General features: G+C 42.2%; 23 protein-coding genes and 1 other annotated feature (1 of these 24 only partly in view). Of the genes, 20 read left to right on the top strand and 3 right to left on the bottom strand.

Annotation, left to right across the window (positions count from 1 at the left end; all coding sequences use genetic code 11):
• Positions 1 to 29, top strand: a sequence feature (ribosomal protein L21 leader region); it begins 65 nt to the left of the window's first position.
• A gap of 13 nt (positions 30 to 42) precedes the next feature.
• The 7 genes from rplU to pheA all read left to right on the top strand — a co-directional run bounded on the left by rplU (position 43) and on the right by pheA (position 4,591).
• Positions 43 to 351 carry a 50S ribosomal protein L21 gene (gene rplU / locus J2S07_RS11915; protein WP_307150629.1) on the top strand — a complete coding sequence of 103 codons (309 nt, stop codon included), beginning with the start codon at positions 43 to 45 and terminating at the stop codon, positions 349 to 351.
• Positions 352 to 362: 11 nt separating this feature from the next.
• Positions 363 to 695, top strand: a complete 333-nt coding sequence (locus J2S07_RS11910) for a ribosomal-processing cysteine protease Prp (RefSeq protein ID WP_307150628.1) — start codon at positions 363 to 365, stop codon at positions 693 to 695.
• A gap of 12 nt (positions 696 to 707) precedes the next feature.
• On the top strand, positions 708 to 998 hold the full coding sequence (gene rpmA, locus J2S07_RS11905) for a 50S ribosomal protein L27 (protein ID WP_307150627.1): 291 nt from the start codon (positions 708 to 710) through the stop codon (positions 996 to 998).
• A 302-nt stretch (positions 999 to 1,300) separates the two neighbouring features.
• Entirely contained in the window at positions 1,301 to 1,834 is a 534-nt protein-coding gene (locus J2S07_RS11900; RefSeq protein WP_307150626.1) for a sporulation initiation phosphotransferase B, read from the top strand.
• A 45-nt stretch (positions 1,835 to 1,879) separates the two neighbouring features.
• Positions 1,880 to 3,166 (top strand): GTPase ObgE, encoded by a 1,287-nt coding sequence (gene obgE / locus J2S07_RS11895; RefSeq protein WP_307150625.1) that lies wholly within the window; start codon positions 1,880 to 1,882, stop codon positions 3,164 to 3,166.
• 54 nt (positions 3,167 to 3,220) lie between these two features.
• Positions 3,221 to 3,676, top strand: a complete 456-nt coding sequence (gene thrR, locus J2S07_RS11890) for a transcriptional regulator ThrR (protein WP_307150624.1) — start codon at positions 3,221 to 3,223, stop codon at positions 3,674 to 3,676.
• A gap of 54 nt (positions 3,677 to 3,730) precedes the next feature.
• The gene (gene pheA / locus J2S07_RS11885; RefSeq protein WP_307150623.1) at positions 3,731 to 4,591 is read left to right on the top strand and encodes a prephenate dehydratase; all 861 of its coding nucleotides are present in this window, start codon (positions 3,731 to 3,733) and stop codon (positions 4,589 to 4,591) included.
• Positions 4,592 to 4,625: 34 nt separating this feature from the next.
• Here the strand turns inward: pheA and J2S07_RS11880 are convergent, their stop codons facing one another.
• The gene (locus J2S07_RS11880; RefSeq protein WP_307150622.1) at positions 4,626 to 5,153 is read right to left on the bottom strand and encodes a transcription repressor NadR; all 528 of its coding nucleotides are present in this window, start codon (positions 5,151 to 5,153) and stop codon (positions 4,626 to 4,628) included.
• 213 nt (positions 5,154 to 5,366) lie between these two features.
• Here J2S07_RS11880 and safA point away from each other — a divergent pair, with 213 nt between their 5' ends.
• From safA to yajC, 10 genes are all read left to right on the top strand, one after another.
• The gene (gene safA / locus J2S07_RS11875; RefSeq protein WP_307150621.1) at positions 5,367 to 7,025 is read left to right on the top strand and encodes a SafA/ExsA family spore coat assembly protein; all 1,659 of its coding nucleotides are present in this window, start codon (positions 5,367 to 5,369) and stop codon (positions 7,023 to 7,025) included.
• Complete coding sequence (locus tag J2S07_RS11870) at positions 6,979 to 7,992, top strand: phosphotransferase (RefSeq protein ID WP_307150620.1); 1,014 nt, start codon at positions 6,979 to 6,981, stop codon at positions 7,990 to 7,992. Before safA ends, J2S07_RS11870 begins: the two co-directional genes overlap by 47 nt.
• A 137-nt stretch (positions 7,993 to 8,129) precedes the next feature.
• Entirely contained in the window at positions 8,130 to 8,840 is a 711-nt protein-coding gene (locus tag J2S07_RS11865) for a YhcN/YlaJ family sporulation lipoprotein (protein ID WP_307150619.1), read from the top strand.
• 126 nt (positions 8,841 to 8,966) lie between these two features.
• The gene (locus J2S07_RS11860; protein ID WP_307150618.1) at positions 8,967 to 9,497 is read left to right on the top strand and encodes an intercompartmental signaling factor BofC; all 531 of its coding nucleotides are present in this window, start codon (positions 8,967 to 8,969) and stop codon (positions 9,495 to 9,497) included.
• Between the two features lie 130 nt (positions 9,498 to 9,627).
• Entirely contained in the window at positions 9,628 to 10,242 is a 615-nt protein-coding gene (ruvA, locus tag J2S07_RS11855; protein ID WP_307150617.1) for a Holliday junction branch migration protein RuvA, read from the top strand.
• 13 nt (positions 10,243 to 10,255) lie between these two features.
• Positions 10,256 to 11,269: a Holliday junction branch migration DNA helicase RuvB gene (gene ruvB, locus J2S07_RS11850; RefSeq protein ID WP_307150616.1), complete on the top strand. Its 1,014-nt coding sequence runs from the start codon at positions 10,256 to 10,258 to the stop codon at positions 11,267 to 11,269.
• Complete coding sequence (locus J2S07_RS11845) at positions 11,253 to 11,459, top strand: DUF2905 domain-containing protein (RefSeq protein ID WP_307150615.1); 207 nt, start codon at positions 11,253 to 11,255, stop codon at positions 11,457 to 11,459. Before ruvB ends, J2S07_RS11845 begins: the two co-directional genes overlap by 17 nt.
• A gap of 13 nt (positions 11,460 to 11,472) precedes the next feature.
• Entirely contained in the window at positions 11,473 to 12,501 is a 1,029-nt protein-coding gene (gene queA / locus J2S07_RS11840; protein ID WP_307150614.1) for a tRNA preQ1(34) S-adenosylmethionine ribosyltransferase-isomerase QueA, read from the top strand.
• 123 nt (positions 12,502 to 12,624) lie between these two features.
• The gene (gene tgt, locus J2S07_RS11835) at positions 12,625 to 13,764 is read left to right on the top strand and encodes a tRNA guanosine(34) transglycosylase Tgt (RefSeq protein ID WP_307150613.1); all 1,140 of its coding nucleotides are present in this window, start codon (positions 12,625 to 12,627) and stop codon (positions 13,762 to 13,764) included.
• A 38-nt stretch (positions 13,765 to 13,802) separates the two neighbouring features.
• A complete protein-coding gene (yajC, locus tag J2S07_RS11830; RefSeq protein ID WP_307150612.1) occupies positions 13,803 to 14,090 on the top strand; it encodes a preprotein translocase subunit YajC in 288 nt (95 codons plus the stop codon).
• A 233-nt stretch (positions 14,091 to 14,323) separates the two neighbouring features.
• Here the strand turns inward: yajC and J2S07_RS11825 are convergent, their stop codons facing one another.
• A complete protein-coding gene (locus J2S07_RS11825; RefSeq protein ID WP_307150689.1) occupies positions 14,324 to 14,686 on the bottom strand; it encodes a TIGR04086 family membrane protein in 363 nt (120 codons plus the stop codon).
• 274 nt (positions 14,687 to 14,960) lie between these two features.
• Here J2S07_RS11825 and J2S07_RS11820 point away from each other — a divergent pair, with 274 nt between their 5' ends.
• Positions 14,961 to 15,605, top strand: coding sequence for a DUF421 domain-containing protein (locus J2S07_RS11820; RefSeq protein ID WP_307150611.1), 645 nt, complete (start codon positions 14,961 to 14,963; stop codon positions 15,603 to 15,605).
• Positions 15,606 to 15,657: 52 nt separating this feature from the next.
• On the opposite strand, the gene spoVB is transcribed toward J2S07_RS11820, so the two are convergent.
• Positions 15,658 to 17,220: a stage V sporulation protein B gene (gene spoVB / locus J2S07_RS11815; RefSeq protein ID WP_307150610.1), complete on the bottom strand. Its 1,563-nt coding sequence runs from the start codon at positions 17,218 to 17,220 to the stop codon at positions 15,658 to 15,660.
• Positions 17,221 to 17,326: 106 nt separating this feature from the next.
• On the opposite strand from spoVB, the gene J2S07_RS11810 reads away from it, so the two are divergent.
• A complete protein-coding gene (locus J2S07_RS11810) occupies positions 17,327 to 17,623 on the top strand; it encodes a post-transcriptional regulator (RefSeq protein ID WP_307150609.1) in 297 nt (98 codons plus the stop codon).
• Between the two features lie 158 nt (positions 17,624 to 17,781).
• Positions 17,782 to 20,046: a protein translocase subunit SecDF gene (gene secDF, locus J2S07_RS11805; RefSeq protein WP_307150608.1), complete on the top strand. Its 2,265-nt coding sequence runs from the start codon at positions 17,782 to 17,784 to the stop codon at positions 20,044 to 20,046.
• Positions 20,047 to 20,123 lie beyond the last annotated feature (77 nt).

Raw genomic sequence — 20,123 nt, 5'->3', positions numbered from 1 at the left:
CACCTAGGATGGCGAGTCTGAGTCTAAGAGGAGGTGCAGTTCATGTACGCAATTATCGAAACTGGTGGTAAGCAAATCAAAGTAGAAGAAGGTCAAGCAATCTACATTGAGAAGCTTAACGCTGAAGCAGGCGAAACAGTTACATTTGATAAGGTTTTATTCGTTGGTGGTGACAATGTTAAAGTTGGTAGCCCAGTAGTTGAAGGTGCTTCTGTTACAGCTAAAGTTGAAAAACAAGGCCGTGCGAAGAAGATCATCGTATTCAAATACAAAGCGAAGAAAAACTATCACAAGAAGCAAGGTCATCGTCAGCCATACACAAAAGTTGTGATTGAAAAAATCAACGCGTAAGGCGGATTCAGATGATCGAGACAACGATTTATCGTACTGAAACTGGACGAGTTAGATCGTTTACGATGTCAGGTCATGCCCTCTTTGCGAATCACGGTAATGATATCGTGTGTGCAGGAGCCTCTGCTATTTCCTTCGGCGCGGTAAATTCCATTATTGCGTTAACAGGAGTACAGCCAGAAATCGAGCAAGGAGAAGATGGCTTTCTCCGCTGCGTCATTCCGGAAAATCTCCCGGAGGACGTACAAGAGAAGGTTCAGCTATTGCTTGAAGGGATGATCGTGAGCTTACAGACGATTGAAAGAGATTACGGAAAATATATAAAAATAACCTTCAAAAAGTAGGAGGTGGAACAAATGTTAAGATTAGATCTTCAGTTTTTCGCTTCTAAAAAGGGAGTAGGTTCTACAAAGAACGGTCGTGACTCTATCGCAAAGCGCCTTGGTGCTAAGCGTGCAGACGGTCAATTTGTAACTGGTGGTTCTATCCTTTACCGTCAACGTGGAACTAAGATTTATCCAGGAGTGAACGTTGGTAAAGGTGGCGACGATACACTATTCGCGAAAGTGGACGGTGTTGTCAAGTTCGAACGCCTTGGACGTGACAAGAAGCAAGTGAGCGTTTACCCAGTAGCTCAAGAGGCATAAGTCTTTTAAAAACTCTAACCGCTTTGGTTAGAGTTTTTTTTGACTTTTAGCGGGTTTGACCGATATTTGGCCAAGTTTGACCGATATAATAGAGAAACGACCGATAAAGTTGACTTTTTGACCGAAATATCTAAATAACGACCGATAACCCCATATTATTGACCGATATATTGAAACTCACCTAAATACTACTCAAATTACGGCTTAGTACAACAAGATTAAGCACCCTTTTTCAACAAATTTGCTTCCCCCCACACCTATTTTTGATATACTATGTCTATATATCGATTAGGAGAGCGAGTATGAGTAAAGAATGGAGTACGGTGGAGCTATTAAGTCATGCTAGGCATGATTGGCTGAACAAAATTCAATTAATAAAAGGGAATCTCGCACTTAACAAAATGGAGCGGGTCAAAGAAATCATTGATGAGATCGTCTATGAATCGAAACAGGAATCAAAATTATCCAATCTTCATCTTCCTCAATTTGCGGCTCTGCTTCTAACATACAACTGGGAGAGTCACTCCATTCACCTTGAGTTTGAGGTTCTGGAAGGGGAAACCAATCAAAGCATTCAAGATGAACTTTTAGCGAGTTGGACCCGCGCATTTTTAATAGAACTGCAACAATCCAGCAAAGAATTTCATGAAAATCATTTATCGATTACCATTGATATACAAGAGACAGGGCTTGGTTTCTTTTTTGATTTTAGAGGAATAATAACTGGCAGAGAGAACATACGTACATTCCTGCAGAGACCAGCAGCTTTCAAACGGAAAATAATAGAACTTACGGAGCAGGAGCTCTCACTTGAAGTGTTCTTCCCTTACATATGAGCGCTATTCAATAAATCAAACCATTGACAAACGGGAGGAATGGAAATGTTTGTAGATCAGGTCAAAATATACGTCAAAGGCGGCGATGGAGGCAACGGGATGGTTGCATTCCGCCGTGAAAAATATGTGCCAAAGGGTGGCCCAGCCGGTGGCGATGGCGGTAATGGTGCAGACGTGGTTTTTGAGGTAGAGGAAGGCTTAAGAACCCTCATGGATTTCCGCTATAAGCGTCATTTTAAGGCGCCACGTGGTGAGCACGGCATGTCGAAAAATCAGCATGGAAAAAATGCGAAGGATATGATTGTCAAGGTTCCCCCTGGCACGGTTGTAACGGACGCTGAAACGAAGGAAGTCATTGCCGATTTAACCGAGCATGGCCAACGAGCCGTTATTGCGAGAGGGGGAAGAGGAGGACGAGGAAACTCGAGATTTGCCACTCCAGCAAACCCGGCACCAGAGCTGTCTGAGCATGGTGAGCCAGGACTAGAAAGAGAAGTTGTGCTTGAGCTGAAACTATTAGCTGATGTCGGACTCGTCGGCTTTCCGAGTGTAGGAAAATCAACTCTTCTATCTGTAGTTTCCGCCGCCAAGCCGAAAATTGCGGACTATCATTTTACGACGATTGTTCCCAATCTAGGAATGGTAGAAACCGAAGATGGCCGAAGCTTTGTCATGGCAGACTTGCCGGGTCTCATTGAGGGAGCCCATTCGGGAGTCGGGCTTGGACATCAGTTCCTCAGACATATCGAAAGAACAAGAGTCATTGTTCATGTCATTGATATGGCAGCGATCGAAGGAAGAGAGCCATTCGAGGATTACAAGACCATTAATCATGAATTGCAGGAATATAACCTAAGGCTAACGGAAAGACCGCAAATCATTGTCGCTAATAAAATGGACATGCCGGGAGCCGAGGAAAATCTGGAAAAATTCAAGTCACAGCTTGAAGAGGATTATCCGATTTTTCCTGTTTCCGCTATTACGAGAAAAGGATTGAGGGATCTCCTCTTTGCGATCGCCGATAAAATTGAACAAACGCCAGAGTTCCCTCTTGTTCATGAGGAAGAGACGGAAGTCAATCGTGTCCTATACAAGCATGAAGCAGAGCAAAAGGAATTTGTCATTACTCGAGATCCAGATGGAAGCTTCGTCGTTTCAGGAGATGCGGTTGAGCGCCTATTTAAGATGACCGACTTTTCTAGAGATGAATCGGTGCGCCGCTTCGCTCGACAGCTAAGAGGAATGGGTGTTGACGATGCTCTTCGCGAAAGAGGAATTAATAACGGAGATACGGTGAAGCTGTTGGATTATGAATTTGAGTTTGTAGATTAGGCAAGAAGTTTGAGTTTCGACAGCTTGACGCTTTTCTAATGGGGTGTGGAGAAAATGAGCAAGGAAAAATTAGATAAAAAATTCTATTTAGTTCGTGAGGATGTTTTGCCTGAAGCGATGAAAAAGACGCTTGATGCAAAGGAAATGATTGAGCGGAAAAAGGTAGAATCGGTTTGGGATGCCGTTCAAGAGGTGAACTTGAGCCGCAGTGCTTATTATAAATATCGAGACACTGTCTTCCCTTTCCACACGATTGTGAAAGAAAAGTTAATTACGCTATTTTTTCATTTAGAGGACCGCTCAGGAACCTTATCACAGTTATTAGGTGTCGTCGCATCTGCAGGCTGCAATGTTCTGACGATCCATCAAACGATTCCGCTTCAAGGACGTGCACAGGTTACCCTCTCCTTAAATGTGACAGCAATGACAATTGAGATTAATGAACTTCTCAGCAATCTACGAAAGCTTGAATTTGTTGAAAATGTAGAGGTACTTGGGTCAGGAGCATAATATTTTTCTCTCGCCTTTAGGGGCGAGTTTTTCTTAATTGGGGAGGAGACTAAAATGAAAATTGCTTTCTTAGGTCCTAGGGCGACATTTACTGATATTGCTGTTCGTGAGCTATTTCCCAATGATGAAGGGATCCCTTATATCACGATTCCAGATTGCTTGGAAGCCGTCATGAAAGATGAAGTGGATGTCTGTGTGGTGCCATTAGAGAATGCGCTAGAGGGTTCTGTGAATATCACATTAGATTATTTAATTCACGAAATGAAGCTGCCAATAATGGCGGAAATTACTGCCCCAATCAAACAGCATCTGCTCGTCCATCCAAATCATCAGGATGATTGGGAGAATATTGAGGCGATCTATAGCCATTCCCATGCCATCGCTCAATGCCACAAATTCCTTCATCACAAGTGTAAGGGCATTCCGAGAGTAAGTGTGACATCGACAGCAGCAGCCGCAAAATATGTCCGTGAAAATCCTCAAGAAAGAGCGGCCGCCATTGCGAACGAGCTAGCAGCGAAAGAATATGGGCTTGCCATTGCAAAAGAGAATATTCATGACTTTGATTTTAATCATACTCGTTTTGTCGTTTTGGCGAATAAGCCGTTAAAATTGGACGATCAACCATTGGAGGTTGCGGGTAATAAAACAACACTTATGGTTACTTTACCGGCGGATGATCGTTCTGGAGCTCTTCATCAGGTCTTATCAGCGTTCGCTTGGAGAAAATTGAACCTTTCCAAAATCGAATCTCGTCCCACAAAAACAGGACTTGGAAATTATTTTTTCATTATCGATATAGAGATGAGCATGGATGAGGTCCTGATTCCAGGAGCCATTGCTGAACTGGAAGCGCTTGGCTGTTCAGTTGATGTGTTGGGAAGCTATCCATATTTTCAAATCAAAAAAAAGTAAGGATTCCATAATGGTGTCCTTACTTTTTTCATGGCTACTCAATTAGAAATCCATTTCTCCTCAGGGCTTCTTCCGCCTTATCCAACACTTCCTCAGAGGCGGCAGAAAGGGTATGTAGATGGACGCCGTTCGTCAGTTCTGAAAGATAGGAAGCATTAGTAGAGTGAATTTTGTCAATAAATTGCTGAACCTCTTTCGGATTTGAAACCATAATAGAAGCGGTCAAATCTCCATAGACAGCATGCTCAATTTTAACATCTAGAACCGTGACACCAAGGTTGACGAGTAGCAATAATTCCTCTTCCGTCTGCTCTGGCTTGTGAGTGCAGGCAACAATTCTTTCGATTCTTTTGACTGGATTACTCATATATAAATAGCCCTGGCTCGTTGCAATAATGGGTTCATTTTTGGCCTTGAGCAGCGTAATATCACTGACAATCACCTGTCTGCTGACATTTGTTTTCGCCGCTAGGTCACTGCCAGTTATCGGTTGGCCACTGGACTTCAACCAATCGAGGATGAGCTCTCTTCTTTCATCCCCAAGTATTTTCTTCCCTTTCATTCACAGTCACACCTTTCTCGAACAGGAAATTCATAAATAAATTTTATCCTACTTCTCTAAATTGGTCGACTCCCTTCCAGGTCTAGTATTGCTTGACCGAATATTCCCTTATCATAATTCTTCCAAGAAATGCATAAGTTTTTTTGAAGATGAATAGCAATTTGCCTACTCTGTCATAGAATATATGGACATTTGCATAGGAGGGAAGCCAGAGTGAAGATCCATATCGTACAGAAAGGGGACACTCTTTGGAAAATCGCTAAAAAATATGGCGTGAATTTTGAAGAGCTGAAAAAGATGAATTCCCAGCTCAGCAATCCAGATATGATTATGCCCGGAATGAAAATAAAAGTCCCAACAGGTAGTGGTACCGTAATAAAAGAAGGACACATGGGTGCAAAATTAAAGGAACAACCGATTGTGAAGGAAAAACCAAAGGAAATGCCAAAAAAGGAGGCTCCCATCCCTCAAGTTCCAAAAATGCCTAAACCGATCGTCTCAGAAATTGATATTAACAACTACTATATGATGAACATGGCGAATATGCAGGTTGAACAGCAACCAATAAAGCAACCAATAAAGCAACCAATTAAGCCTATTGAGCAACCAATAAAGCAACCGATCAAGCCAATTGAGCAACCCAAAATGCAACCGATTAAGCAACCACAGCTCCCACCGAAGCCAGTTCAAATTCCAAAGGCAAAAGCACTAGAACCCGCCGCATTTGAGGAGCAAAAACCAATTAAACCAATTAAACCAATAAAAGGAGGAGCTGAAGAACAAATGAATCCTTACTATCCAAATCTTTATCCTGCGTCATCAGTTTTACCAGGATCTGGGTATTCCCCGCAGCAAGCATTTCCACAGGTACAAGGAGCCATGTATCCTCCTATGAATTACGGAGCGATGCCTGGCGTTGAAATGGGGCATTCTTACTATGATGATGAATCCTCATCCTTCATGCCGGGTGTAATGGGGGTAGCTGAACATCCGAATATGCCAAATATGCCAAACATGCCGAATATGCCAAACATGCCAAATATGCCAAATATGCCGCAAATGCCTCAGATGCCTCAGATGCCAGAAATGGTTGCACCAGTCATGCAGGGAGCCTATCCATGTCCACCTAATCCATGTCCACCGTATCCAGCTCCATTATTCCCTGTATCCCCAGTTTTACCAGGACCCGGACCAATTCCAGCATTTACGGGTGCCCCTATGATGCCAGAGGTTCAAGGGGTAGCTGAAGTAATGGAAACTCCCGAATGGCCGGGGAATCTTCCACATCAAATGCCAATGGCCGGCAACCAGCCACCTCCAATGGTTCAGGGGGTAGCTGAAGATTGTGGCTGTGGTTCGCATATGGTGGGAACATATGGACCCGGGATGGCAGGAGCTTACGATCCAGCTATGGTAGGTGGCTATGGAACAGGAATGCCGGGAGCCTTTGGTCCGGGCATGTACGATGGCTATGGTGGGGCCATGCCAGGAGCATACGGTGCAGGGATGCCAGGTGCTTACGGTCCGGGCATGTATGATGGCTATGGTGGAGCCGCACCAGGTGCATATGGACCTGGCATGGTAGGTGGTTATGATCCAAGTATGTATAGAGGCTTTCCAGGAGGTCCCGATGGATTCGCTCCGGCCTTACCAGGTGCTTTTGGGGAAGGAGCTCCACAAGACCAAGGTGCTGCTGAAGCAGGAGGATTTGCTCCATCCCCAGGAGTTCAAGGGCCAGGGCTGACCCATGTGTACACTCCTCCTCAGGTTCAGCAATTTCCAAATCCCCCATATATGAATCCATACGGTCCGTATGGGGGCGGTTATGGAATGGGCGGAATGTCAAATTATAGTAATGACAATGAAGACTAATGTACAAGGAGACGCCTTTTTTATAAAGCGTCTCCTCTCTTTTTTGAACGACCAATTTGATATCCGCATACATCGCATCATGCCCCTAAGAAATCATGTATTTTTGATTGAAACAGCTGTTAACCATAAACCTTATATTCTAAAAGGATTTTCTTCACCCTCTAAGCTTAGGCTACAGGAAATGTTCACAGCTGATTTGAAGAAGGCGGGCTTTTCCAATACCTATTCGTTTCAAGCTCTAGCGGCACAAAGCCCATTGTCTTTCGAGAATAGGTACTATGGAATAATGGAATACATCCCTCCATCTACTAACACATTTACTTTTCTTGAAAGGACAAATAGAGCAGAGGGCTTGACTCTTTTGCAAAAATATCACGAAACAACAGGAATGCTAGTGAATCGTTATGCAACCGAACTGGCACAGCATCAGCCACTGGAAAAATGGAAAAAGAGAAACGCTAGCTTCATCAAGAATATCCCAGTTATAGAATTTTTTGTCCAAAAGGAAATAATCGAAGAATATATGAGCTGGGCAAATTGGTCATTGGAACATCTTGAAGCTACTCCTCCAAGCAACCCAGAATCAACAATCATATTGCATGGCGATGTTGCACATCATAATTTTCTTCGTTCAGTGGACGGAACGCTTTATCTCATCGATTTTGATTTGATCAGCATAGGGGAACAAAGTCAGGATTATCTCCAATATGCCAATCGAATCCTGCCTTTCTTAGATTGGTCCTTCGAGGGCTTATCTGAATTGGAGGTTATCCGTCCTTTTTTAAACGATAAAAAATTCTTGTATGGCTTGGCTTTCCCTACGGATATTTTCCGGGAATGGAATCGACTCATTCGGGAAAGACAATATCATAATCCTGTTCGAGTAAGGCCTGTAATGGAGTTGACAGTGGGACAATTTGCTGAGAGAAAGAGCTTTTTTAAAGAAATAAGAAAATTAACGATGTAGCATCCCACGAGGGAACAAATTTTTAATGGTTGACAGATTTGGGCGCAACTGACAGGATGAATTATTAGCTCCCCTCACACTCTAATAGTGAGCATTTGTTTAAGATGCTCTTATTTTGGCGTAGGAGGTCCAAAAGGATGCGAACAAAACGTATCGTACTTCCAGCTATGATTTTCCTGTCCATTGGCTTAGTGGCCTGTGGGAACAATGAAGGCGCAAATAATGGCAGGAAAAATAATGTTGTCCCAATGGGATATTACTCGAATGAGAATCATGAGAAAAGTGGAGGAAACGCCAATTGGCTGAATCAGGATAACGATGGTCCTTTAACAGAAATGATGGACCATACATTTGGCGGAGAGGGACAAAATAATGGCCTGAGGGGCATTAATAATCAAGCAGCCCCACAGGGAAGGGGAAATATTGATACTTTATTTAGTAGAAGTGACCAAAATTATCATGGTCATCTCAATGACAATAATGGGAGAGCGAAGAGTGGATATTACACTGCCTATGATGGTAATTTAGCCAAGAAAATTAGTCATACAGCTAATTCTGTCGTTAATGTCGGTGATGCTCGTACCGTTGTCCACAAGGATCATGTGCTGATTGGTGCGGTACTCGAGGATCCAAGACGTGAGCACGAAACAAAAGCAGCGATTCGCGATGCCGTTGATCCCCATTTAAAGGGAAAATCCCTCACTATTGTGACGAATGAGAGCAGCTATAATCAAATTCGCTCAATAGATAATTCTCTTAGGAGTGGGGAGCAATGGTACAAACTAGATAAGGATCTTGGAAATATGTTTAGACAGATCAAAAATACGGGAAATAATTTGAATAGGTAGAAGAGCATACCCCTGCTCTTCTTTTTTTTCTTTTACTTTGGATAATATTTGTTAGGATTGGTCACAATACTACTGGACAATGCTTGGTATATTTAAACAATTAACCCTTTAAATGAGGTGACCAATGTGAATAACAATAGGTCTGTTATGATGGGTGTATTTCTTTTTCTGCCTTTGTTATTTATTCAGACAAATGTCGATGCCCAAATAGAAAATATAGAAAAAATGGATACATTCGAGCCGATTGAGGTTGAGGTCGTGCTTGAAAGATGGTATCTAGATGGGGAGTTTAGTCAAGAAATTGTCAAGGAAACGATCCTGTCGATGGAGGATTTCTGGGCAAAATACGATAACTGGCAGTTAATTGATATGGAAGAAAAAAGGGTTGTATTTAGGAAGTATGTCGATGATATTTCCCCGCTATTGAAAGCGAATGGCTATTTTGGGATAACGGGTGACGGGACGCTAACGATATTTAATGGCAAACCCCATCCTTCTAAAATTATTCATACCTTTTTTCAGCTAGACATGGGCAAGCTTGAGAGCAAAAGACATGAAGAATTGAAAAAAGGGATCCCAATAAAAAATAAGGATCATTATGTAGAAGTATTAGAGACCTTTAAAAATTACACATTAGAAGAAAAAGAAGAAAATTAGAGAAATGAACCGTACTGGCTGCGGTTCATTTTTTGGTGTTATATATGAATGTCGAGACAGGTCGATTTCTTTATGGGATTCCGATTGTATGTTACAATGAGTTACAGCAAATTAGAGGAGAGAAATACGATTGTTTGAGTTTATTCAGGGGAAGGTCGATTTTGTTGGACCAGAGTATATTGTCGTAGAAACAAGCGGAGTTGGATTTCAAATTCAAACCCCGAATCCATTTATTTATTCGAAAGACTTAGAAAATGAAGTGAAGGTGTATACCTACCATTATGTGCGTCAGGATGCCATGGCGCTCTATGGATTTCAGACACGGCAGGAGAAGACGCTTTTTACAAAGCTCTTAAATGTATCGGGAATTGGTCCCAAGGGAGCGCTTGCGATCCTCGCTTCGGGTGAGCCAGAGCAGGTCGTTGATGCGATCGAAAATGAAGATGAGAGCTTCCTGATTAAGTTTCCAGGGGTCGGTAAAAAGACAGCAAGGCAAATGATCTTGGATCTGAAGGGCAAGCTTCAGAATGTGGTCCCAGATTTTTTCCCAGACTTATTTTCTCCGGAAAAAGGCCAAAGAGTGCCGTCCACATCTTCTAATCAAGAGCTTGAGGAAGCGCTTCTGGCATTGCAAGCATTGGGCTATTCTGATAAGGAAATTAAGAAGATTACGCCAGACCTGCAGAAGGAAAGCTTAACGACGGATCAATATATTAAGAAAGCCTTACAAAAATTGTTAAGATAAAGGGGTGAAATCGGTGGAGGAACGGATCGTTTCAGGCGAGGCTGATACTGGGGAACTATCACTCGAACAAAGCCTACGTCCTCAAACTTTAAAGCAGTACATAGGGCAAGATAAGGTAAAGGAAAACTTAGGGATTTTTATTGAAGCGGCTAAGCTCCGGCAGGAAACATTGGACCATGTTCTTTTATACGGCCCACCTGGTCTTGGAAAAACAACTCTAGCTGCGATTATTGCCAATGAGATGGGGGTCAATATCCGAACAACTGCGGGTCCAGCGATCGAACGGCCCGGGGATCTGGCAGCGATCCTAACAGCGCTTGAGCCTGGCGATGTTCTTTTCATTGATGAAATTCACCGTCTTCCACGGGCGATAGAAGAGGTCCTTTATCCAGCAATGGAAGACTTTTGCCTAGATATCGTGATCGGAAAGGGACCAAGCGCCCGAGCGGTTCGCTTGGATCTTCCCCCGTTCACATTGGTCGGTGCCACTACAAGAGCGGGCTCTTTATCGGCACCGCTAAGGGATCGATTTGGAGTATTAAGCAGATTGGAGTATTATCGTGAGGAGCAGCTGAAGGAGATAGTGGTTCGAACGGCTGAGCTGTTTGCTATTCATATTGAATCTGCCGCTGCCACAGAAATTGCTAAGCGATCGAGAGGAACGCCGAGAATCGCCAATCGTTTGCTTCGTAGGGTGAGAGATTATGCTCAAGTTCGCGGGGATGGAGCGATTGATTTCCTTTTGGCACAGGAAGCATTGGAATTACTTCAGGTCGATCGTTTAGGCTTAGATCATATTGACCATAAATTATTAAAAGGGATCATTGAAAGATTTCGTGGAGGCCCTGTCGGTTTGGATACGATTGCAGCTAGCATCGGGGAAGAATCCACGACCATTGAGGATGTGTATGAGCCCTTTTTATTGCAGATTGGCTTTTTACAAAGAACACCTAGAGGACGAGTAGTGACTGACCTCGTATATCGCCATTTTCAAATGGAGGTGCCGGGCCATGACAGGCATTCCTAAGCTTCTGATGATAATCGGAGCCATCACATTTATGATTGGTTTTCTGATGCAATTCATTCCTATTGGAAAGCTTCCTGGGGATATTGTGTTCAAGAAGGGAAATGCAACCTTTTATTTTCCTATTGTCACTTCCATACTACTAAGTATAGTCCTTTCGTTAATCTTTTATTTTATCGGAAAATTTCGCTAAGCGGGTGACATCATTGAAGGTAGACTTATTTGATTTTGATTTGCCAGAGGAATTGATTGCGCAGACACCACTGAAGGACCGCACAAGCAGTAGACTCATGGTATTAGACAAGGAAACGGGTAAGCTGGAACATGATATTTTTAAAAATATCAAAGCCTATTTACGAGCAGGGGATTGTCTCGTTCTGAATGATACGAAGGTGCTTCCAGCAAGACTTTTCGGAGAGAAGGAAGAGACGGGAGCGAAAATTGAGGTGCTCCTTTTAAAACAGGTGGAAGGTGATACATGGGAAACCCTTGTAAAGCCTGCTAAAAGAATTAAGGAAGGGTCTGTGATCCGCTTTGGAGATGGCCGACTCACGGCTGTCTGTGTAGGTGAAAAAGACCATGGAGGGCGGATTTTCACCTTCCAATACGAGGGCATTTTTTATGAAGTGCTAGAGTCGCTTGGGGAGATGCCACTGCCGCCATATATTAAGGAACAGCTTGAAGATAAGGACCGATATCAGACCGTCTACGCAAAGGAGCGTGGCTCAGCAGCTGCTCCAACCGCAGGGCTTCATTTTACAGAGGAGCTATTGGAAGAACTGAAGGATATGGGTGTCCATATTGCTTTCATTACTCTGCATGTGGGTCTTGGAACCTTTCGACCTGTCAGCGTGGATGATGTAGATGAGCACGAAATGCATGCGGAATTTTATCAAGTAACCGAAGGAACAGCGAGGCTGCTTAATGAGGTTCGGGAAAAAGGCGGCAGAATTATTACGGTAGGAACGACCTCAACAAGAACGCTGGAGACGATTGCAACGGCCAATGATGGTAAGTTTGTTTCTGACAGCGGTTGGACCAATATTTTCATCTATCCAGGCTATGAATTTAAGGCGATTGATGGAATGATCACGAATTTTCATTTGCCAAAGTCGACTTTAATCATGCTGGTTAGTGCTTTAGCGGGTAGAGAGAATGTGCTGCATGCTTACAAGACAGCCGTTAAGGAAAAATATCGTTTCTTTAGTTTTGGAGATGCGATGCTCATTGTTTAGGCATTTTTTTCAATCCATGCCGCTCTAGTTTTAGGTAATCGAAATAAGTGTAGGTATTGGGGCAGTACAATATCAAAGTCCGTATGAAGAAGTCTTTGTTTAGTTTGGGAGGGTACATATAAGTTGACAGCAATACGTTATGAATTAATCAAAACATGTAAGCAAACAGGTGCGAGACTTGGACGTGTTCATACGCCTCATGGCTCGTTTGAAACGCCAATCTTTATGCCTGTCGGTACACTTGCAACTGTAAAAACAATGTCGCCGGAAGAGCTTGTTGACATGGGGGCAAAGATCATCTTAAGCAATACCTATCATCTTTGGCTTCGTCCGGGACATGACATCGTTAAAGAGGCGGGTGGCCTTCATAAGTTCATGAATTGGAACGGTGCCATCCTTACCGATTCCGGTGGGTTTCAGGTTTTTAGCTTAAGCGAATTCCGCAAAATTGAAGAGGAAGGCGTTCACTTCCGCAATCATTTGAACGGGGACAAGCTTTTCTTATCTCCAGAAAAAGCGATGGAAATTCAAAATGCCCTTGGCTCTGATATTATGATGGCCTTTGATGAATGTCCACCATATCCAGCATCCTTTGAATATATGAAGAAATCGGTTGAAAGAACGTCACGCTGGGCGGAAAGATGCTTGAACGCCCATAGCCGTCCAACTGATCAAGGGCTGTTTGGAATCGTTCAGGGTGGTGAGTATGAGGAGCTTCGCAAGCAAAGTGCGAGGGACCTCACATCTCTAGACTTCCCTGGCTACGCCGTTGGAGGATTATCGGTTGGGGAGCCTAAAGAGGTGATGAATCGGGTTCTGGAATTCACGACTCCACTGCTTCCAACGAATAAACCACGTTATTTAATGGGTGTTGGTTCTCCAGATTCTCTAATTGATGGAGCCATTCGCGGCATCGATATGTTTGATTGCGTGCTTCCAACAAGAATTGCCCGCAACGGTACATTGATGACAAGCCATGGACGACTTGTTGTCAAAAATGCCAAGTACGCACGTGATTTTGGTCCGATCGATGAGCATTGTGATTGCTATACATGCAGAAATTATAGCCGCGCTTATATTCGCCACCTAATTCGTTGCGATGAAACCTTCGGAATAAGACTTACATCTTACCATAATCTTTATTTTTTGGTAAAATTAATGGAGCAAGTCCGCGAAGCGATTCGTGAGGATCGTCTCGGTGACTTCCGAGAAGAATTTTTTGAAAGATATGGCTTTAATAAGCCAGATGCAAAAAACTTCTAAAATAAAGACAAATACATGATAGGAAGGGAGGTTTTTAGATGGGAAGCAATTTAGCAACATTTATACCATTAATTTTAATGTTTGTGATTTTCTACTTTTTATTAATTCGTCCTCAGCAAAAGCGCCAAAAGGCGGTCAATCAAATGCAGAACGACTTGAAAAAAGGGGACAAGATCGTTACAATTGGCGGTCTTCATGGAATCATTGATTCCATTGATGAGGGCAAGATTGTCATCAAATGTGGAGATGGAAGCCGTCTTACATATGATCGTCAAGCAGTCCGCGAGGTTGTTGAAGCTTCAAGCGATTTGCTTGCCAAGAGCTAATAGGAAAAGCGCCTTTCATTCGGAAGGCGCTTTTTTACTTTGGCTATTTTCGCACGGATTGTGGTTCTGGAATGTCCTTAATACCGGCCATTCCGTTTCATACTAGGTGTGTGATACGCATAGATAGAGCAGCACTTTTCTCCGTTATTTCTACAGATAGACTGCATCAAACATCGTATTCTCCAATGATTTGTTGTTCAAAAGCAACAATGTTTGAGAAAAGAGCCTTTACTTTAAGCTTTCCTAACCTTTGGAGTGGTCATATTCACACCTAGGATTCCGCCCATCATCGCTGTTACAATATAGCATGCATGGTACACCATCTGCTCTAATGAAAACAAACTATCATGTCCTAAATATTGGAATAGGAAAATAATAAGTGTGTAGCCAATCCCTGTTAATGCTCCGCTCAACCATCCCTTCTGCTTCCCTTTACTACCTGAGATGAATCCCCCAAGAAAAAGTGCAATAAATGAAATAACGGTCGTGATGATGGCTAAAGAAGATTCTTGTGTGGAAGTAAATCTTAAAACTAATGAAAAAACAAAGCTCGCTACAATGAGTAAAACAAAAATCGCAATAATCCCGAAAAGAATGGAGGTTCCATAATTTCTTGATTCTTCTATCTTGACCCACTCCCCTCTAATATCTCATTAATGCTAGTACTCTTTAGTACATGCTTATTCTCTTACAAATGAAAATAGACTCCTTTTTGATGATTTATTTTAGCTATTTCGTACGGATTGTGGCTTTTTCATAAGCAACAAAATTTGAGAAAAAGCCTTAATTCATGACCAACCTGATAACAACTTCATATAATTGTCGAGTTTGCCCATAATAAAGCAAAAGGTCAGTAAAGGAGCTAAACAAGTGAGTGATATTTTTTTCATACTAGGAAGAACGATTATTTTTTATGCACTCATTATCATCATTTTTAGAGCAATGGGAAAGAGAGAAATTGGAGAATTAAGCATTTTGGATTTAGTTGTCTACATTATGATTGCAGAAATGGCCGTTCTGGCTATTGAAAAACCGAAGCAAAATCTTTTGTATACGATTGTGCCCATGCTTTTTTTAATGTCTATTCAGATAACTTTTGCCTTTATCTCGCTGAAAAGCAAGAAATTCCGCGATATTGTCGAAGGGAAACCTACCGTCATCATTAATAATGGGAAAATTGATGAAGAGGAAATGAGAAAACAAAGATATAATTTTGATGATCTTTTACTCCAACTAAGGGAAAAAAATATAAAGAATATTGCAGATGTTGAGTTTGCTATCCTTGAGACCTCTGGCAAGCTTTCTGTTTTTGAGAAGGAAAAAAATCGGAGCGGAATTACCATCCCGTTAATTATTGACGGGCAAATCCAAGAAAGGAACTTGGAAAGAATTGAGAAAAATCTTCTCTGGTTTCGGCGGGAATTAAAAAAACTTGGATACAAGGATGTGAAGAATATTTCCTTTTGCAGCTATCAGGATGGTGAGTTCTTTATTGATGTAAAAGGGAATGAATGAGGAGACAGCTATCTGTCTCCTCTCCATGTTGATAAGTCAATGTTTAATTTAGTTATTCAAAGGCAAACCAAGTCAAGATTCGCCCGATTTTTGGAATTCTTTTCACATCTCTCTTTCTAATCAGCTTAAAGGCCAATAGAAGAACAAAATAAGACAGGCTGATGATGAAGCTAGAAATGCAAATACTGATGGGAAGGGAGAGATTTGATAACGCTTTGGAAAAGATCCAATAACCAAGTCCTCCCGATAGTCCTATTGCGATAAAAGACTTCACATAATCAAGAATATAGAAGGTAAAGGAAATCTTTTTTAATACGGTTGAAAAGTGCAAAAGGGTGACTAACACCATTCCAACAATGATGCCAAGGGCAGCTCCATTGATTCCAAAGCTAGGCTGTGTGGCAAGGGCAAAAATGACGCCGAGCTTGATTGCTGAGCCGATGATGCTATTGATCATCGCCGCCCTAGCTAGGTCTAAGGCTTGGAGTGTCGCCTGGAGCGGTGCCTGAAAATAATAGAATATGAAGAAAGGGGCCATAATCTTGATGAAAATAGCACCTGAATTCGTCCCGTACATAAGCTCCATAAGGGGCTCGGCCAGAACATAGAGAACAGCAATCGAAAGGCCCCCGGTTAAAAAAACGAAGCGGAGTGCCTGCTGTAATCGATACTCAATTAATCCCTTATCATTTCTGGAGTTTGCCTCGCTAATCGCCGGAACCAAAGAGGTTGACAAGGAATTCGTAATAAAAGAGGGCAAAAACAATAAGGGCATCGCAAGTCCGGTAAGAGAGCCATACTGCTTTGTAGCAAGCACCGCACCAACGCCGGCAATAGCTAAGCTATGGGCAACGACAATGGGCTCGAGAAACCATGAGAGATTTCCGATCAATCTACTGCCAAGTGTTGGAATCCCTACTCCCATTAGCTCTTTGAAGGTGGATTTTCCACTTTTGATTTGCTTGAAAAAATTCTTTCTCACCGGAAACTTCTTCTTTAGTTTAAAAGCCGTGATCAAATAGATTAAAGATGCTAACTCGCCGATGACTGCTGCAAGCATCGCTCCCGCCGCTGCATATTCAATTCCAAATGGGAGGAACATCCTCGTCAATACCGCAATTAAGGTAATTCGGACAAGCTGTTCAAGAACCTGAGAGAAGGCAGCAGGCTTCATATTCTGTCTACCTTGGAAGTAGCCTCGAATCACCGATGAAATGGCGACGATGGGGATAATCGGTGTAATGGCAAGAAGAGGCTGCATTGTACGGTCATCGGTAAATAAAATTTCTGATAAGTAGGGTGTACTAAAATATAAGATCGGTGTAAAAATGACAGATAAAGTAAATGTCGTAGCTAGGGAAACAACAAGGATTTTCTTGATTTTCTTGAAGTCACCCTTTGCCTCTGCCTCAGCAACACTTTTTGAGATGGCAACAGGCAAGCCAAGCTGAGTGACGGTAATGACGAGCATGAGAGTTGGGAAAGCCATCATATAGAGTCCGACCCCTTCTTCCCCAATGAAGCGGGCAATGACGATACGATTAATAAAGCCCAGAATTCTTGTTACGAACCCTGCCACCAATAATATTAACGTCCCTCTTAAAAACTTAGACATCCTACTCCCTGCCTTCTCAAAATAGATGAATTCATATACAATTATCTATATGCGCTCATGTGGACAAAGCATGACAAGTTTCTATTCGAATCAAGGGGGAGTCTGGATGAATACCGTCCATGAGTTTGAACGTTTTCGCAACCAAGTGATACCAGCCTTGAGAAGTAAAGTAGAAGAATTAAGCCTTCTCGGTTATGGAACCGTTAGAGAGGAACAATTATGGGAGTTTCTGGTTCAGAAGAAATGGAGAAGATTAAAGGAAGACAAAAAATTGTACGAAATTATCGACGATATTATGTCTGTAAAGCCTGGAGAGTATATGAACTATGCATCAGTTGAGGCTCTCAAGCTTTCGGAGTTTTCCTTTGATAATGAAGAGGAGCTACGGGAATTGCTAAAATAATGGACAAACCACCAATATTTCACTTTTATTCTATTGAAATCAAAATTGACAGCCGTTCTAAACTGTTTCATAATTACACTATTGACTTATTATAGGGAACGGTAGTCTAGCAATGTTTGAAGTCGCGTTGGCTTTACCGTAAGGAGGATATTTACATAATGGTAAAACGGAGTCGTATCGTTGCGTTTTTCCTCATTGTTATCTTAATAGGGAGTTCGATGGGAGCAACGACCAAAAATATACTAGGAAATATCAAGCTTGGTCTTGATCTGCAAGGGGGCTTTGAAGTCCTTTACCAGGTCATACCGGAAAAAGGGCAAAAGGTTAACGAGGAAACATTAGCCAGTACTGCAGAAGCTTTGAATCGACGGGTAAATGCCCTAGGGGTAAGTGAGCCAGTTATTCAAATTGAAGGCAAGGACAGAATTCGTGTCCAGCTTGCAGGTGTACATGATCAAAATAAAGCACGTGAAATGCTTTCAACCGAAGCAAAGCTATCCTTTCGTGATGTGAATGATAATTTAATGATGGATGGGTCCGATTTGAAAGAAGGCGGAGCAAAACAGAGCTTTGACCAAAATGGAAACCCAAGTGTTTCTATCACATTGAAGGATGCTGATAAGTTTAAGAATGTTACCCAGAAAATTGTAGGCATGGGAGAGCCTAATAATCTTCTCGTGATTTGGCTCGATTTTGAAGAAGGGAAGGATTCTTTCAAAGCTGAGGCTGCTAAGGAAGATCCTGCCTATCTATCTGCTCCACGGGTAAGCCAAGTTTTTAATACAGATACGGTATCGATTGAAGGGAACTTTACTCTCGAGGAAGCAACTACACTCGCCAACCTTCTAGATGCTGGAGCACTACCCGTTGAGCTGAAAGAAATTTATTCTACCTCAGTAGGAGCTCAGTTTGGTGAGCAGGCATTGCAAAAGACGGTTTTAGCAGGGATTATTGGTATCCTCGCAATCTTTGTTTTTATGCTTGTATTTTACCGCTTTCCAGGCTTCATTGCCGTTGTGACCTTAACGATTTATATTTTCCTAACCCTGTTAATTTTCGATTGGATGAATGCTGTCTTAACTCTTCCAGGGATAGCGGCTCTCATTCTTGGGGTCGGGATGGCCGTTGATGCGAACGTCATCACGTACGAACGAATAAGAGAGGAATTGAAGGTTGGTCGAAGTCTGAAGGCAGCTTTTAAAGCTGGGAATAGCAATTCGTTTATGTCTATTTTGGATGCGAACTTAACGACGATTCTAGCTGCAGCCGTACTTTTTGTTTATGGGACAAGCTCAGTAAAAGGATTTGCTACTACGTTAATCATCAGTATCCTTGTCAGCTTCATTACGGCCGTTTATGGAAGTAGATGGTTGCTTGGCTTATGGGTGAACAGCAATCTCTTTAACAAAAAGCTAGGCTGGTTTGGGGTTAAGCAAAGTGAAATCCATGACATCAAAGAAGGCATTGATACAATTGAATTGCCTACTCGATTTGATAAATGGGATTTTGTTAAGCACCGTAAGAAATTCTTCACTTTTAGCATTGCAATAACTGTTGCTGGAATCCTGTGCTTGCTCCTATTTGGTGTCAACCTTGGAATCGATTTTACAAGTGGTACAAGAGTAGAATTGCAGGCGAACAAGAGTATCACAACAGCTGAGTATAAAAAAGAATTAAAAGCAAATGGCATTAGTACAGATGATATTGTCATTTCTGGAGATAACAATAATATCGGAGTTGCCCGTTTCAAAGATGAGCTTTCACGGAAAGAAATCGCGAGCTTGAAGGCGGATTTCAAGGATAAGTTTGGCGCAGAGCCAAATGTCAGCACGGTTTCGCCGACAATCGGGAAAGAACTTGCCAAGAATGCGATAAAATCGATTATCATTGCGTCCATTGGGATCATCATTTATGTCACTTTCCGTTTTGAGATGAAAATGGCCATTCCGTCGGTTATTGCGTTAGTGCACGATGCCTTTTTCATACTCACCTTTTTCAGTCTAACGCGTCTCGAACTTGACTTAACCTTTATTGCCGTAGTTCTAACAATCATTGGTTATTCAATTAACGACACGATCGTTACCTTTGACCGTATTCGTGAAAATTTACGGAAGAAGAAGCGCATTAAAACGGCTGAGGAGCTTGCAGAGATTGTTAACTCAAGCTTGCGTCAAACCTTTACGAGGTCAATAAATACGGCTCTAACTACAATCATTGCTGTCTTTGCATTATTATTGTTTGGTAGTGAAGCAATCACCAACTTTACTCTTGGCTTATTTGTCGGTTTAATCATAGGTGTTTACTCATCTATCTGCTTGGCTGCACAAATATGGTATGATTGGAAGAAGATGGAACTTAAGAAAAAAGGAGTTCTTATCACTTATAAAGAAAAGCGCAAAATTACTGATGAGCCACAAGTTTAACCGTAGGATTTTCCTGCGGTTTTTCTTTTTGGGGATCATATTGCTCCCTTTGGGTTAAACTAAATGGGGTATGCCGT

This window comes from Anoxybacillus andreesenii (assembly GCF_030813005.1).
GTDB lineage: Bacteria > Bacillota > Bacilli > Bacillales > Cytobacillaceae > Robertmurraya > Robertmurraya andreesenii.
The sequence above is the reverse complement of the archived record's forward strand: the minus strand, read 5'-3'. Positions and strand labels throughout refer to the sequence as shown.